We start from the raw sequence: 14,288 nt of genomic DNA, 5'->3' as shown, positions 1-14,288 counted from the left end.
GGGAATGGATTGGAGCCGCGCTAAAAACGTACTGATCTGTACATTTTTGCTGCTCAATGTGGTATTGGGTTATCAACTGTGGCATGATGCGCAGGAAACGGCCGGGCCGAATCTGGATTTTACTTCACTGGATGAAAACACGCAGCGTTTAATGGAAGAGAAAAGCATTCAGGTGTTGGCTCCGATTCCCGGAGATACCCCGCAGCTGCCCAAGCTGTCTTACACCTATGTCCATAGTGGAGAGAAAGATGAACTTGTGCAGCTGCTGAGACCGGTGGACAGCAAGCTGGTATTTACTCATGATGCGCTAGTGGAGGCACTGGAGCCGCAAATCAAGGATATCGATAGCTATCAGTATGATCCGCTGGATGTTCAGGAGGAGCTCGTATCCGGACAGGCAGATGCTTTTGTGCTGCATCCATTGGTACAGGGCAAGTGGCCGCTCTTTAATGTGAAGCTGGCTCTGTTTTACAGCAATCAGAAGATTACAGGGTATCGCAAAATTCAGGTGGAGCTCCAGCCCTCGGATGAGGCAAAGAAAATGCTGCCTGCGTCCAAAGCCTTGGCGAGGTTGATCGACGGCTATTTGCCGCGTGACTCCGTAGTGAAGGATATCCGGCTCGGATATTATGGGCAGACCTTTAACTCCGATAGCCAGGTGGCTGCCCCGGTGTGGCGGTTTATGCTGGACAACGGAAAAGGTGTGTATTATGTACAGATGAACGGAGATGTCATTAGTCCAAAGACAGAACATACAGAAGGGTCTTGAACAGATATGGGGATTTCTTTTACCGTGCTGTCGAGCGGTTCGACCGGCAACGCTACCGTTGTGCGGAACGAAGACACGACATTGCTCATCGATGCAGGTCTCAGCGCAAAGCGTATTGACGAATTGCTGAAAGAACGCGATCTGAGCGGAGAAGAGTTGGATGGTATTTTGGTCACACATGAGCATTCCGATCATGTTAAAGGACTAGGCGCCATGGCGCGTAAATATAATTTACCTATATATGCTAACGAGAAGACATGGTTTGCCATCAGCAACGCTGTTGGGCAAATCGCGGATGATAACCGCAGAATATTGGAGACAGGCGCGACAAGGGAATTTGAGTCATTGCGTGTAGAGTCTTTTGGCATCTCCCATGATGCGGCTGAGCCCGTAGGGTACAGCTTTTATGATGGGGCAGAGAAGCTTAGCGTAGCAACCGATCTCGGCTATGTCAGTGATAAGGTAAAACAAGCGATATCAGATGCAGATGTATTGGTGCTGGAGGCTAATCATGATGTAGAAATGCTGCGTATGGGTCGTTATCCTTGGAACATCAAGCGCCGTATTCTCAGTGATATCGGCCATTTATCCAATGAGATGGCAGGAGCGATTCTTAGCGAGCTGTTGACCGGACGGACAAAGCGAACGTATCTGGCACACTTGAGCCGCGACCACAATATGATGGAACTTGCGAAGATGACTGTACGCGATGCGATGGAAGACCGCGGCTGTTTTTACAGGGATAGTGAGTTTCGATTGTGTGATACGTATTATGATCGTCCTACACCTTGGGATAAGGTAAGTGAGCCATAAAGCTGTTCAGCTCGGCGGCTTTGCGCTCGACCTCTTCACGGGTCACTATGCCTTTGTCTACCAGTAGTTCAATCAATGTACTTAGTGCCAGTGTATTCCGGCAGTGCTCGTCTTTCAAATCCGCAAGCTTGGCAGCCATGCGAACTTCATCCATAGCGGAACGATGGGAATTCATCTTATATTCCTCCTGTAAAAATATTTTTAAAATGGCGTGCAATAAGCTTGGTTCTGCCTGTGGTTTTGCCAGGTGCTGTGATACAATAAAGCTAACAACAGAAAGCTTTCTGAAGGAAGGCTCTCATCGAAAGTATAGGCTGCTTTAAGCGGACGGGAACAAGCCAGAACGTCTCTATGAGACGATCATTTTGTAATAGAATAGAAGACTTGTTACTATTGTAGTCCATTGGTTTGGAAATCATTCCTCTTTTTCCCTCTATTCGGGGTCAAATTTGGCGTGTATGCTAATTTATGAGATTTGGTTGCTTAGGAAAGTGCTATTTGTGGTGATTAATAAGTAGACCGAAACGATTAGTTGCTGAATTCCGATGGTGGGGGATATTCAATCCATTTGTGATGTTCAACAGAGCAGGTTCTCTGTAGCATAGGTTGGCGCAAGCCCGAATAGCCCTAATTTTTTAGTGAGTGTCGGTGCATGACAACGAAGGGGAGAGGATTAGCATGGGCTTGTTTGAAGATGATTTTTATTCAACGAAGGTGTCCACACGTGCGGCTAAAAAAACAGCATTTAAAGCACGTCGCGGAGGACGGGGACGTTGGCCGCACAGGAATCGCCGGGTAAGTCCGGTGCAGGCTGCTGTCATCAGCGGTGCGGTTAGTGCAGTGGTTGCCGTGCTGCTGTTCAGCTTTATTACAGGTCTTCCCTCCACTACAGCAGTAACCGGAGCAAGTCATTATCCCTTGCGGCAAGCAGCGGGCGATCCGTATGACCGGATTGTGCAAGCGGCAGCCAAGATACGCCCAGCTGTCGTCAGCATCGTAAACCTAAAAGGGGAAGACGGTAACAGTACGGAACAATCAGCGCTTGGATCGGGCGTCATTTTCCGTGTGAGCTCAGGCAAAGCCTTTATTATGACGAACAACCATGTCATCGAGGGATCGGATGATCTGGATATTGTAACCGTAGACGGTGTCAGAAAAGAAGCGAAGCTGGTCGGAAAGGATCGCATTAGTGATATCGCTGTACTGGCCGTTGATGATAAAGGCATTAGCACAGTAGCGGATATCGGGGACTCCAGCAAACTTCGTCTGGGCGAGACGGTCATTGCGATTGGCAATCCACTCGGATTGGGAGACACGCTGACCTCTGGCATTGTGAGCTATACGAATCGAATTATTCCGATTTCCATCAATCAGGATGGTGTATATGACTGGGAGCAGCATGTGATTCAGACCGATGCAGCGATTAATGAAGGAAACAGCGGTGGAGCGCTGGTCGATCTGGACGGACGCGTGATTGGCATCAATACGATGAAAATCGCCGATACAGGTGTGGAAGGATTGGGCTTTGCCATTCCCGCCAATGAAGTAATGAAGACGGTGAATGAACTGGTTGAGGACGGCAAGATCACCCGCCCTTATCTGGGGGTGTACACGGTGGATCTTAATAATGAATATGCACCGCTGGATGAAACTCAGCGCAAGGAACTCAAGCTGCCTGACAGTGTGAAAGATGGGGCCGTTGTTCTGGAGGCCCATGGTCCTGCCAAGGAGGGCGGCTTGAAGCTGAACGATGTCATTACGGCGTTTGATGGCGAACCGATTAACTCTACGCTTGATTTGCGTCGCTACCTGTACGATAACAAGAAGATTGGCGATGAGCTGAAAGTTACCTTTTACCGGGCAGGCAAGGAAGAGTCGGTGACGTTAAAATTAACAGATAAGCCGGAAGGCTAAGGTTGAATGATAGGCTTAACTATAAAGAAGGCGCTCTCCGGCTTATTTCCGGGAACGCCTTTTTTCGATTTCTGCTGTGCCTTAGTTTAAGACGTCACGCCCGTCACACGGGTTCCGCTCTTGGTGATTTTGTATGTCACCACATCTCCGCTCCAGAAGTGGAACTTCAGTGTGACTTCGCCATCCTTCACACTGTTGAAGAATTCAGGCAGCAGCTTGATGCCATGGGTATCATAGGCAGGGGCAAAAGTATTGCCAAATTCTTTATAAGGTGTCCAATCCTGTGGACCGGCATTGCCACCATTCGTATACACGGCTTCCATCGTCGCAAGCTGGCTACCACGGAAGTCTGTTGGAATGGTAAAAGCTTGAGTAGTCCCTTCGACAGCACTTAATTTTGGTGTATCATACACAACGACTCTAAAATTCCAATCCGCCCCCTTATTAAACTTGGCGGTCATTACGGCATTCTCACCATATTTACCGGAAGTTATTAGGCTGGTGAGCAAGCTGGCTTTGAAGGTTAATGTGTCTCCACTCAGCGTGTAGTCGGTCCCCTGTTTCAGTTGCTTGCTGTTGGCATGGAGTGATTTTAACTGGTTGCCGTTCAGGTTTAGAGTGACCTTGGTTTCCTGAACAGGAGAGCCTTTTTTCAAATGAATTAGATCACTAGCTGCATTGGAGGAACGTCCTTTCAGGCTGGCCTTAATAACATTAAAGAGTTCAGGATCAGACCACTTGTACGTTGTCCGGTTCAGGTGCTGGCCGTTATCCCAGAGCATACCTGTTACTTTCTTCTTTTTCATATAATAGGTCACAAACTCAAAAAATTTCAGCTTTTCGCCCTGTTCAATAACACCTGTATGCTTATCGAAGCCGAGCAGGCCATATTCACCGACAATAACCGGAATTCCCTTGGCTACAAAGGTGTTATAGACATTATCAAACATTTGAATAATATCATCTTGGGCAACTTTATCAAATGTTGTATTCCCGGCAATGTTTACACTGAAAGGCCAAAAGCCATAATAGTGAACGGTCGCAATCAGATTGGGATCGTTCAGCCCAGTAATTGTGTTGTAAAGCTGGCTGATCTTGGCTTGGGCAGGTGAAGCATCCAGACCGGATAGAACAAGAGGACGAGTGGCATTCTTACCACCGGAGGCGCGAACGATTTTGTGGAAGGATACATTTAGCTCATGAAGCATCTGATTCATTTTCGCTTCATCTGTTGTTCCCCCTTCAGAAAACCGGGGCTCATTAATACTTTCAAACATCAACTTGTGAGGCTGATCTTTAAAGTGGTCGGCAATTTGTGTCCATAATGCGTTATAGCGAGCTAACACTTCATCATGCTTGGGCTCCATACTGCTTACCCACGTCCATGAATCATGATGAACATTAATCATGACATACAGATTGGCATCCAGTGCCCAGCGAACGACCTCTTCTACACGGTTCATATAGGTAGATTCAACGGTATAATTGGGTGCGGCTCCAATATGCTTATCCCAGGTGACGGGAATGCGAATACTTTTGTACCCTTGTGCAGCAATTTGCTGAATCAAAGCTTGGGTAATGCGCGGATTGCCCCAGGCTGTCTCATCCGCCCCGACAGCATCCAGCGAATTTCCTAAATTCCATCCGGGCTGCATGGCTTCCACATATGACTGCATATTGCCGATGGCAGCGGCTGGCTGTGCTTGTCCGTCCGTTTCAGCAGCGGCAACGGATGCGAACGTGGATAACAATAAGGTAATGGCAAGCGTCAACGACAGCAATGAAATGGGTCTTCGTTTTAACATAACAGGCCCCTTTACAAAGTTATTTTTGAAAGCGCTTTCCATTAAACACTATCATATTATTTTAATATGGAATACCTGTATAATTCATGTAAAAATCATGTGCTAATTAGATATTTTAATTTTGTAAGCGTTATTATTGAAAAAATACAGAAATGAGTGTAGAATCTATGGCCCCCTCAAATACCAAAAGAAAGAAGGAGATGAATATGAATAAGTGGAACACCGAAGAGGCCATTCGACGCTGGAACATGCATGCAGAAAACTTTACTGCCAAGTACACCGAAGAAGGGGATCGGTCTCGTGAAGTGCTGCTAAATCCTGCTTTGCAAGAGTGTATGGGACTGATCGCAGGTAAAAAAGTGCTTGATGCCGGGTGTGGCGAAGGTTACCTGAGCCGGAAAATGGTTCAGGAGGGCGCGTTGGTGGAAGCTATCGATTACTCGACAGAGATGCTGAAGCTTGCAAGAGAGCGGACACCGTCAGCAATGGGAATTACATATCACCACGGCAATCTGGAGAGGCTGGAGATGTTCGAAGACCAGAGTTTTGATCTGATCGTATCCAATATGGTCATTCAGGATTTGGCTCATTATGAGCTGGCGATTGCCGAAATGCGGCGGTTATTAGTTCCAGGGGGCAGCTTTATTTTTTCTATTCTGCATCCGTGTTTTCTGACACCGCAGAGTGGATGGGTGAAGGATGAGACAGGGAAAAAGCTGTATTGGAAAGTGGATCAGTATTTCAACGAAGGTCCCCTGGAGCAAGCGATTCCTTATGATCAGGAGGAAAAACTTTTGTATTTTCACCGTACGCTGGGCAGCTATGTACAGACCATTGTGGAGGCGGGTTTGTTGTTGGAAGGGATGATCGAACCGAAGCCGTCTGCTGGTATGCTGGACAAATATCCTCATTTCCGTGAAGACCTGAACGTCAGTAATTTCCTCATTTTTAAGACCAAACGTCAGGGATAGTGGGCAAGCCCTTTCCTTTCCGCGTCAAGTGTGGTAGAACAAAAGAAGGCGGTTTTGACACACCTACAACAGGAAGAGCTTCAAACGGAAAGGGATGCAACTGGAATGTACGTGGTATGTAAAGAGCATGTGGAACTGGCAATTGATATGTTCGTCGATGAATACGAGGATGCACCGGATGTCGTCGATCTCAAAGAAACGAAATTTTCGGATTGGGACCCTCCAGTGAAGTGCAAGGAATGTGAGAAGAAAGCCGAGTTTTTGGTCGTCTAAAAAACAAGCACGGGCGTTTCGGGGAGAAACGTCCTTTTTGTATTTATTTCTACCACATCTGAGACAGGAGTGAACGATGGATGGACCCTTTGCTGCATTCACTGTTTCGTCCGCTTCAAGTCAATGGAAGTGACCCCTATACATATTATATTGAGCAAAAACCGTCTGCTGCGCTGAGAGCCTACGTAGCCTGTTATTGGGAGTCTGGCCCGGTTACTAAAGAAGTCCCTGAAGGGAATATGAGAGTATCGGGTAGAGAGGCAGTGGACCGAGTATTACCTGACGGTTGTACGGATATTCTATTAGAATACGACCCGGTGAGTAAGCATCAGGAACTCTCATATTGCGGGGCATTTACGCATCCGTTCGTGTCTACCAGACAAGCAGGGTCCGAGACACGTATTTTTGCAGTAAGATTTTTCCCCGGTGGAGCACATTATTTTCACGGCATGCCGACTCATTTGTTTACAGGTGGTAATTATCGCTTGGAAGAAATATGGCCTGAGAATGTCGAGATCATAGGTGAGCGTATTTTGGAGGCACGAGACTTTAATGAACGGGTGCGCATAATGGATCAGTATCTCAACCAGCTGCTACTGAGTCGTAGGACAAGCGATTGTGACCTGATGAAAAACCTGCTGCATCGCATCTTTATGAGCGGTGGGAGTGTGGGGGTTAAGGAACTGGCGGAGCGTGAGGCGATCAGTGAAAGACAACTCAACCGCAAATTTGGACAATGGATCGGGATTAGCCCCAAGAAGTTCAGTGAAGTCGTCCGCTTCCAGAGCGTTCTGCACAGTATTCAGAGTGGTGGTTCTGTCGATTCAATGGAGCTTGCATTGAAGCACAGCTTTTTTGACCAAGCGCATCTGATCCGTGATTTTCGTAGATTTTATGGAGCTTCTCCGCTTACTGCGGCTAAAGACTTTCGGAAGTTGTCCGTTTTTTACAATACATGTTCGGAGCCCTCGGCTATACTCAAAATATGAAGAAGAATAGCAAAGGAGAGATGAGAATATGAGTGGAACACTGCAAGTTCGCGATCATCTGCTGAATGAACTGGAGACCGGAGTACGGACGGGGGAAGCCTTGATTCGTAAAATACGCCCAGAGGATTGGAGCTTTCGCCCACAGGACAATTTCCGCTCGTTGCTGGAGTTAGTGCATCATTTTGTGCTTATTCCGGCTTCGGATCTTGCGATTATGCAGGAGAAGTCCGAGGCAGAAGTGGGAAGCATTGAAAATAGCCTGTCCGGAGTGGAAGATCCAGAGCGCTTAGCTACGACCTTCAGGCAGAATTTTGAGGCTTATAAGGCTTACATTCTTTCGCTCAGCGAGGACGATTATCTGAATCGTTCAACGAAGGCCTTTTATATGGAGAATGGGCATTTACAGGTTCAATGGCAGATTGAGACCGTGACCCATGTATTCCATCATCGTTCGCAGATCTATAATTATCTAAAGCAACTGGGACATGAAGTGAGCTTTTTTATGTTGTATGCTTGAGTATTTTTTATAAAAAGCTTTGGAGGGCACCTGTTGGGTGCTCTTTTTTGGTTTTATTCAAGGCTTTTTAGGGTGAAATGACTTAGTCGAACGCGCGTGAAACTTCTTTACTAACACGTCTAAGAATGCTGATCTGCTCATCATTTAATCTGCTGGTCAACGCTACAAACTCATCTATCGCCTCTTGTCTTATAGTTTCATCCGTAGTCATATGTTCTTTGGAAAACATCAATTCACTGATCGACACGTTTAAGGCGGTTAGCACTTTCTCCAAGGTATCAATCGAAAAGTTTCTTTCGCCTCTTTCTAATGCACCAATATATCGATAGTCCAAGCTTGCGATGTCAGCTAGGTTTTGCTGTGTAAGTCCCTTTGCATTTCGAATAGCCCGGATTCTTGTACCGATTTGCTTGCGTAATTCAGCCATACTACCACCTCATAACAAGCTTATGGAAGATGAAGTGTAAAAGTCAGGTCAAAATATATAGTAAAAATGGTTTATATTACGCATATTAAGTAGTATAATTAGTCTGTTTAGTCACTCCTCACGAGTGGTTAGCAGCTCTAAATCGATAAAGAGGATATACTAGAGGAGGTAATATTTTTGCAGGAGGACATTCTTAAATCACTCAAACCAGATGTGATTGTACAACTGTTAAAAATGGCTTATTCCTTCGAAAACTGGACTCAGGTAGAGACTACATCTGGCATTTTATATAGCCGTGTCCAGCGTATCTACGAAGAGCGGCAGTATCATAAAGCAATGAAATTACCCATCCCGCATGTCAATTTAGAGCGTCCGTTGGTATATTATTTTGGGCTCAGTCACCTGATGTGTGGAATGGCTCACCAGAACCAAGGTGCATATGAGCAGGCAAGGGAATGCATTTACAAGTATGCTGAGCTGGGGTGGATGGAGGATCTAAAGGGTGAAGATATTCAGGTTGTCGAGGAATTCAGGTTTTTAGCTAAGACTAATTTATATGCAGTGGATATTTTGTCTGGAAATATAGAGCTGATTGAGGAATATGTAGCCTTTTTGCAGGATAATCTAGAGGAAATATTACCGGGGCTCAATACCATATTACAGGCAGCGCTTATGTATCATTTGGATGTGGCAGATATCTTACATACGTTTGCAGAGCAGATTGATGAATTCGAGAGTTATGAAGACGCAGAGAACATATCTTACTATTATAGCTACTGCTATCACTTGGCTTTGTACTATCGGAAGTACGATAGATTACAGGATGCAGTGGGACTTACTTTACAGGCGATGCAACTAGCTGATCAGTCGGGTAACGATCGTAATTTCAAGAAATGTACAGCATTGTTTGAATCATTACGGGAGTCAGCGACAGCGGAGCAAATCAGCGAATATCGACAGATGCTAATGCAGTGTCTTGATGAATACGGAACTGAGAGCATTCCATTGTGAAGAGTGTAAATGAATGATCCGCTATAACCTGAACAGGGGATAGGCTCGTAACGGAGAGGAAATAGATAGGTAAGAGACGTTTCAGGTGCTAAAATAGCTATGTTACAGATATGTTTTTAAGTTAATGATCGTAAATACGATTTTACATTATTATTCGACATAGATAGGGGTATGGAATTTGTTTATTCAGCTTATAGGTGTGGGGAAGTTAAAAGAGAAATATTTGGTCATGGGTATTCAGGAATACGCTAAACGGCTGGGACCATACATCAAGTTCCAAATGATCGAAGTAGCCGATGAAAAGGCTCCAGACACACTGAGCGAGGCGGAAGTCCGACAGGTTAAGGAGCGAGAGGGCGAGCGTATTTTAGCCCATGTGAAAAGTGAAGCACACGTGATTGTACTTGCCATCGACGGCAAACTGTGGAGTTCGGAAGAACTCGCAGAGGAATTGGACAAGCTCGGCACCTACGGTACAAGCCATGTTATCTTCGTTATTGGCGGCAGTCATGGTCTCTCTGACGAAGTTCTCCGCCGTGCCCAGCAGAAGCTGAGCTTCGGAAGGATGACCTTGCCACATCAGCTGATGCGATTGGTACTGGTGGAACAGATTTATCGGGCGGTGAAGATTAATCGGGGGGAACCGTACCATAAATAAGGGCAAGTTTTAGTGGAGGTATTAAGAACGGTTTGTAATCCAAAATAAAAATTAGCTGTTAACGAAAGGAAAAACGCGCTATGGCGCGTTTTCTTCCTTAAACAGTCTCCAAAATGGTTTAAACTGATTTTTTATATACATCTGCAAAAACCTTTGCAAAGTCTCCAATCTTGACTTTGCCGAGGTGGTAGTCGGTGGCACGGAGGCTGGCGTAGAATTCGTCGGCGTTTTCACCCGCGCGGTACAATTGGGCGAAGCCGTTGGCGGTATTTTCATGGAAGCCGATTTTCTTCATATTTTCAGCGAGAGCTTCGACGGGAATTTGTTGGAATTTGGCTTCGACATCATTTTCAGCAAGAGCATTTAGCCAGTCGTTGCTTGTGGCCCAATCGCTTACTACGAATTTCGTGCTTTTTCCCGCTGGGGTGTGAGAAATCAGAGCGTAAGCGACGTCCGCGATATCAACTGGGCTGACCCACCCTTGCGGGATGTCGGCTGAAATTGGACTGAAGAGGATTCGCTGGGCTTTGAGGCTTTGCATGTCGGCAAAAAGATTGCTGTAAAAGCCGACAGGGCGGATATGAACAACGTTCACGCCTTCGAGCGAGTTGAGCGCGTCTTCTGCAAAATGATAGCTGTAAAGGATGCCGGCGTTGGGGTTGTCAGCGCCGACTGAGCTGAGGTTGATGACGTTTTTCACGCCTGAGTTTAGAACGGCAGTCTTGTAATCTTCAGAAAGCTCGATGGCGGTCTGCCACATATCGGTGCCAGTGGCAAAATTGATGCCAGAAATCATGAGGTAAACGACGTCGCTGCCTGTGAAAGCCTTGGTGAGGAAGTCGACGTCACGGTTTGAGCCGACAGCAGCCTTGGCGCCGAGCGCCTCGATGTCGGCGATCCGATCTTTGGAGCTTGTGATGACGGTGACATCGTGACCATCTGCGATGAGGCGTGGAAGGTAGACACGATTGATATTGCCGAGTGAGCCGAGAACTGTGATTTTCATTGTGTTCTCTCCTTCTTTTTGATAAAGTGATGTCAGTGACTGACATTCGAGATCATTATGCGCTTGCTGGATACTGTTGTCAAGAAAAAATGTCAGTTACTGACCTTTTTGATAAATTGTAAAAAACCACAAAAATGGGAATGGTAAAATGAATAGTAAAGAGAAACTGCAGGCGGCGGCCACGAAATTATTTATGGAAAAAGGCTATGAAAATACGACGGTGCAAGAGATTGCAAGCCTTGTAGGTGTGACGGAGAGAACCTTTTTCCGGCAATTCAAGGACAAGTCTGACGTGCTTTTTGACACAAGAAATGAGATGGGGCAACAAGTCGCGGCTTTTATCACGGACCATTTTGACGTCGAGCAAAAGCCGCTGAAGCTTGCGGTTGATGGCTTTGCCTCGGTTTTTAGTTTCTTTGATGGCGAGCGGGAGAGGGTGCTGGCGCGGAATCAAATTATTCAAAGTAACCCTGATTTGCAGGAGCGTGAGCTGCTAAAAAGCCAGGCGCTGATTGAGTCTGTCACAAACGTCTTGTCTGTCAAATATGATAGCGAGCTGTCAGAGCTTGCGGCACGATTTGCGGTTGAAATTTTTCACATGGCTTTTTTCAAATGGATTGAAAGTGCCGAGAAAGGCTTTGTGGAGCAGGTGCTCGCAGTTTATGAGGTGTATCAAAAACTCTGTCAGTACTGACAGAGTTTTTGATTATTGCGGCGCCGAAAGTCAGGTGACAAGAACATTGCCCAAATGAAGTCCTCATATCGAAGGCTTTTTAATTATCGAATCAAATTCTTGTCATGTCCGCCGTGCAGCTCGATAACCCCGAGGAATAAGAGAGACAAAAAACTTGGCGTTACAGAGAGTGCGGAGAACCCTATCACAAATGACGCAAATTTGCTTCACATTCGACCTCATACTGTGACGGAGTAGGTTGGTGTGAACTTGGTGAATAAATGGCAGAAAATATGGCTAGCCATAGCCAACCATATTTTTAAAAGTATTTTTCCTAAATCCCTTCTAGGATCTCTTCCGTTGTGCGAATCCGGCCAATCCTCGGAAAAATAACGTTCCGTACATGCTCATGTTCGGCCTTGGTGAACCCAGTCATGGCGTCAATTGCAAAAATAAGTTGATAGCCGTGCTGGAATGCCTCTCTTGCGGTTGTATCGACTCCGATACCTGAGGATATACCGCATAAAACGATCGTATCAATATTTCGGCGGCGCAGCTGCAGATCAAGGTCTGTTCCATGGAAAGCCCCCCATTGTTTTTTGGAGATGATATGGTCTGTCTCGGTCACTCCGAGCTCGGGAACAAATTCATCCCAGCCCTCTATCAGGTTCAGTCTAGGTACCGTGGTATCGAGCTTGGGAGAAGGTATATCCTTGAAGTCTTTACTGGATACGTGTACAAGATTCACAAAAGCCCCCTTGTTACGAAAAAGATTGGCCAGCTTAGCTGAATTTGCAATGACCATCTCGGCAGAATAAGGAGCATACTGACTGCTAATCCATTTTTGGAGGTCAATGACGACCAGAGAAGTCTTGTTCCAATCCAATAACGGTGCTCGTTTCTCACCCTTCAAATGATTGCCATTTAGTTGATTCATATAGAATCTCCTCCTAACCTTATCTTGTAATAAAATGATGACTACGTCAGTATATAATCGATGATATAGAATAACGAGAGAGGGAATTAACCTAGGAGCGTTACTCCCAGAATACAAAGAAATACTGGAGGGATGAGATGAAATGCAGGAGGAACGCGGAAAGACCGGAGAATTAGCTGAATTTCTCCGTACCCGACGGGCCCGTCTGACTCCGGAGCAGGTAGGTTTGCCTTCCGGTGAAAGACGGCGGACACCTGGTCTTAGAAGGGCAGAGGTTGCCATGCTCGCTGGTATCAGTGTGGATTGGTATACATGGCTGGAGCAGGGTAGAGACATTCAGGTATCCATCCAGGTGCTTGATAGCTTGTCCCGTGCGCTGCGAATGAACGACATTGAGCGAAAACATCTCTTCTTGCTCGCTGCAGGACACTTACCCCCGAGTAATCAAGCGCCACAGAACAAGGTAAGCCGGCTACTGCAGGATTTTTTGGACAGACAGGGGGAAAGCCCTGCCTTTGTGGTAAATTCAAGGTGGGATGTCGTAGCCTGGAACCAGGCCGCGATTCTTGTTTTTGGAGATTACGAAGCAATGTCGGCAAGAGACAGAAATTCGATATGGCGCCTATTTACTACGAATAATGCGAAGCGGATGCTGGGTGACAGTTGGGAAGCGAACGCCAAACATCGGTTAGCCCAGTTTCGGGCCAACTATGCAAATACAGTCGGGGATCCTTGGTGGGGAGAGTTTATTGAGGACCTGCACCAGCAAAGTAAGGAGTTCCAGGAATGGTGGCCGTTGCATCAAGTTATAAATGTGCCGGAAGGTGAAAAGCTGCTTAATCATCCTGTTGTCGGTTCCCTTCGTTTTGGTCATCTTTCCTTCCAGGCTATGGACTCCGTTGACCTCCAGGTTACAGTTAATATTCCTTTGGATACCCCAACAATTGAAAGAATGAGAAAACTTCTTTCTGCGGTTAATCGATAATTCAGCATTTGCCACGTCCGTTGAAGTTATTCCATTTTGGCAGGTGACCTTTCTTTAGCGGTATGGAATAATGAACGAACATCGTGATGTTAGTATGATTTCAATCTTGTGAAAAAATTCAAGTTGGTGAGTTGGGAATATGTCTAAAATCGTCAGCGCATGGACCTAGCCAAACGTAACGGTCGTCTCATCGTTCGGATTAATGACTCACAGGATTGCTCTAAAGTGGTTGTTTAAGCGAGACACTGTAAAGAGACCCTTTTTATTTGCCGTTAGACCCGATACGGTGAACCGTATCACAAATAATGTGAAACTTGGGACCTAATCTTCGGACAGGGGGTCGACTCCCCACGCCTCCGCCAACCTTAATAAAAACGAACATAACATACTTAGTTGGTGGATTTTCAGTAACAGTTTGGTTTAGTTAGTAAAAAGACAGTTAGGGCACATTGACCAGCCTTAACTATCCTTTTATTTATGACTCCAAACAGATTGTAGAAATCGTTAGAAATGACGCCAGCCGCTGTTGACAGCGCCTTG

The 14,288-nt window shown here is 46.1% G+C and carries 16 protein-coding genes; 11 read left to right on the top strand and 5 right to left on the bottom strand.

Annotated elements, in window-relative coordinates; translation table 11 throughout:
* The first annotated feature begins 4 nt into the window (after positions 1 to 4).
* On the top strand, positions 5 to 769 hold the full coding sequence (yycI, locus tag ACU1JV_RS14770) for a two-component system regulatory protein YycI (RefSeq protein ID WP_013373885.1): 765 nt from the start codon (positions 5 to 7) through the stop codon (positions 767 to 769).
* A gap of 6 nt (positions 770 to 775) precedes the next feature.
* Entirely contained in the window at positions 776 to 1,582 is an 807-nt protein-coding gene (locus ACU1JV_RS14765) for an MBL fold metallo-hydrolase (RefSeq protein WP_013373884.1), read from the top strand.
* Here ACU1JV_RS14765 and ACU1JV_RS14760 read toward each other — a convergent pair.
* Positions 1,551 to 1,757 (bottom strand): hypothetical protein, encoded by a 207-nt coding sequence (locus tag ACU1JV_RS14760; RefSeq protein WP_446724577.1) that lies wholly within the window; start codon positions 1,755 to 1,757, stop codon positions 1,551 to 1,553. The two genes, ACU1JV_RS14765 and ACU1JV_RS14760, sit on opposite strands and share 32 nt — an antisense overlap.
* A gap of 503 nt (positions 1,758 to 2,260) precedes the next feature.
* Here ACU1JV_RS14760 and ACU1JV_RS14755 point away from each other — a divergent pair.
* Positions 2,261 to 3,496 (top strand): S1C family serine protease, encoded by a 1,236-nt coding sequence (locus ACU1JV_RS14755; protein WP_013373882.1) that lies wholly within the window; start codon positions 2,261 to 2,263, stop codon positions 3,494 to 3,496.
* A gap of 86 nt (positions 3,497 to 3,582) precedes the next feature.
* Here ACU1JV_RS14755 and ACU1JV_RS14750 read toward each other — a convergent pair whose 3' ends face one another.
* On the bottom strand, positions 3,583 to 5,301 hold the full coding sequence (locus tag ACU1JV_RS14750) for a cellulase family glycosylhydrolase (protein ID WP_413987262.1): 1,719 nt from the start codon (positions 5,299 to 5,301) through the stop codon (positions 3,583 to 3,585).
* 206 nt (positions 5,302 to 5,507) lie between these two features.
* Between ACU1JV_RS14750 and ACU1JV_RS14745 the strand changes: the two genes are divergently transcribed.
* The 4 genes from ACU1JV_RS14745 (at position 5,508) to ACU1JV_RS14730 (ending at position 8,051) form a co-directional block, all read left to right on the top strand.
* Positions 5,508 to 6,272, top strand: coding sequence for a class I SAM-dependent methyltransferase (locus ACU1JV_RS14745; protein ID WP_192442897.1), 765 nt, complete (start codon positions 5,508 to 5,510; stop codon positions 6,270 to 6,272).
* Between the two features lie 105 nt (positions 6,273 to 6,377).
* The gene (locus ACU1JV_RS14740; RefSeq protein WP_013373879.1) at positions 6,378 to 6,545 is read left to right on the top strand and encodes a CxxH/CxxC protein; all 168 of its coding nucleotides are present in this window, start codon (positions 6,378 to 6,380) and stop codon (positions 6,543 to 6,545) included.
* Between the two features lie 80 nt (positions 6,546 to 6,625).
* Positions 6,626 to 7,534, top strand: coding sequence for an AraC family transcriptional regulator (locus ACU1JV_RS14735; RefSeq protein WP_413987261.1), 909 nt, complete (start codon positions 6,626 to 6,628; stop codon positions 7,532 to 7,534).
* A 28-nt stretch (positions 7,535 to 7,562) separates the two neighbouring features.
* Positions 7,563 to 8,051 (top strand): DinB family protein, encoded by a 489-nt coding sequence (locus ACU1JV_RS14730; RefSeq protein WP_413987260.1) that lies wholly within the window; start codon positions 7,563 to 7,565, stop codon positions 8,049 to 8,051.
* A gap of 82 nt (positions 8,052 to 8,133) precedes the next feature.
* Here the strand turns inward: ACU1JV_RS14730 and ACU1JV_RS14725 are convergent, their stop codons facing one another.
* Entirely contained in the window at positions 8,134 to 8,478 is a 345-nt protein-coding gene (locus ACU1JV_RS14725; RefSeq protein WP_413987259.1) for a helix-turn-helix domain-containing protein, read from the bottom strand.
* Positions 8,479 to 8,655: 177 nt separating this feature from the next.
* On the opposite strand from ACU1JV_RS14725, the gene ACU1JV_RS14720 reads away from it, so the two are divergent.
* Complete coding sequence (locus ACU1JV_RS14720; RefSeq protein WP_058830910.1) at positions 8,656 to 9,489, top strand: hypothetical protein; 834 nt, start codon at positions 8,656 to 8,658, stop codon at positions 9,487 to 9,489.
* Between the two features lie 178 nt (positions 9,490 to 9,667).
* Positions 9,668 to 10,147, top strand: a complete 480-nt coding sequence (gene rlmH, locus ACU1JV_RS14715; protein ID WP_044786744.1) for a 23S rRNA (pseudouridine(1915)-N(3))-methyltransferase RlmH — start codon at positions 9,668 to 9,670, stop codon at positions 10,145 to 10,147.
* 118 nt (positions 10,148 to 10,265) lie between these two features.
* On the opposite strand, the gene ACU1JV_RS14710 is transcribed toward rlmH, so the two are convergent.
* Complete coding sequence (locus ACU1JV_RS14710) at positions 10,266 to 11,153, bottom strand: NAD(P)H-binding protein (RefSeq protein ID WP_040102476.1); 888 nt, start codon at positions 11,151 to 11,153, stop codon at positions 10,266 to 10,268.
* Between the two features lie 148 nt (positions 11,154 to 11,301).
* Here ACU1JV_RS14710 and ACU1JV_RS14705 point away from each other — a divergent pair, with 148 nt between their 5' ends.
* The gene (locus ACU1JV_RS14705; RefSeq protein WP_040102477.1) at positions 11,302 to 11,847 is read left to right on the top strand and encodes a TetR/AcrR family transcriptional regulator; all 546 of its coding nucleotides are present in this window, start codon (positions 11,302 to 11,304) and stop codon (positions 11,845 to 11,847) included.
* Between the two features lie 313 nt (positions 11,848 to 12,160).
* Here ACU1JV_RS14705 and ACU1JV_RS14700 read toward each other — a convergent pair whose 3' ends face one another.
* Positions 12,161 to 12,763: an isochorismatase family protein gene (locus ACU1JV_RS14700; RefSeq protein ID WP_413987258.1), complete on the bottom strand. Its 603-nt coding sequence runs from the start codon at positions 12,761 to 12,763 to the stop codon at positions 12,161 to 12,163.
* A gap of 142 nt (positions 12,764 to 12,905) precedes the next feature.
* On the opposite strand from ACU1JV_RS14700, the gene ACU1JV_RS14695 reads away from it, so the two are divergent.
* Positions 12,906 to 13,748: a helix-turn-helix transcriptional regulator gene (locus tag ACU1JV_RS14695; RefSeq protein WP_413987257.1), complete on the top strand. Its 843-nt coding sequence runs from the start codon at positions 12,906 to 12,908 to the stop codon at positions 13,746 to 13,748.
* Positions 13,749 to 14,288: the final 540 nt, after the last annotated feature.

The organism is Paenibacillus sp. T2-29 (assembly GCF_052921365.1).
Note: the sequence above shows the minus strand (reverse complement) of the source record. Positions and strands in the feature narration are given on the sequence as shown.

Coding starts and splice junctions, on each gene's coding strand:
- yycI (WP_013373885.1), top strand. CDS start 5: ATGGATTGGAGCCGCGCTAAAAACGTACTGATCTGTACATTTTTGCTG.
- ACU1JV_RS14765 (WP_013373884.1), top strand. CDS start 776: ATGGGGATTTCTTTTACCGTGCTGTCGAGCGGTTCGACCGGCAACGCT.
- ACU1JV_RS14760 (WP_446724577.1), bottom strand. CDS start 1,757: ATGAATTCCCATCGTTCCGCTATGGATGAAGTTCGCATGGCTGCCAAG.
- ACU1JV_RS14755 (WP_013373882.1), top strand. CDS start 2,261: ATGGGCTTGTTTGAAGATGATTTTTATTCAACGAAGGTGTCCACACGT.
- ACU1JV_RS14750 (WP_413987262.1), bottom strand. CDS start 5,301: ATGTTAAAACGAAGACCCATTTCATTGCTGTCGTTGACGCTTGCCATT.
- ACU1JV_RS14745 (WP_192442897.1), top strand. CDS start 5,508: ATGAATAAGTGGAACACCGAAGAGGCCATTCGACGCTGGAACATGCAT.
- ACU1JV_RS14740 (WP_013373879.1), top strand. CDS start 6,378: ATGTACGTGGTATGTAAAGAGCATGTGGAACTGGCAATTGATATGTTC.
- ACU1JV_RS14735 (WP_413987261.1), top strand. CDS start 6,626: ATGGACCCTTTGCTGCATTCACTGTTTCGTCCGCTTCAAGTCAATGGA.
- ACU1JV_RS14730 (WP_413987260.1), top strand. CDS start 7,563: ATGAGTGGAACACTGCAAGTTCGCGATCATCTGCTGAATGAACTGGAG.
- ACU1JV_RS14725 (WP_413987259.1), bottom strand. CDS start 8,478: ATGGCTGAATTACGCAAGCAAATCGGTACAAGAATCCGGGCTATTCGA.
- ACU1JV_RS14710 (WP_040102476.1), bottom strand. CDS start 11,153: ATGAAAATCACAGTTCTCGGCTCACTCGGCAATATCAATCGTGTCTAC.
- ACU1JV_RS14705 (WP_040102477.1), top strand. CDS start 11,302: ATGAATAGTAAAGAGAAACTGCAGGCGGCGGCCACGAAATTATTTATG.
- ACU1JV_RS14700 (WP_413987258.1), bottom strand. CDS start 12,763: ATGAATCAACTAAATGGCAATCATTTGAAGGGTGAGAAACGAGCACCG.
- ACU1JV_RS14695 (WP_413987257.1), top strand. CDS start 12,906: ATGCAGGAGGAACGCGGAAAGACCGGAGAATTAGCTGAATTTCTCCGT.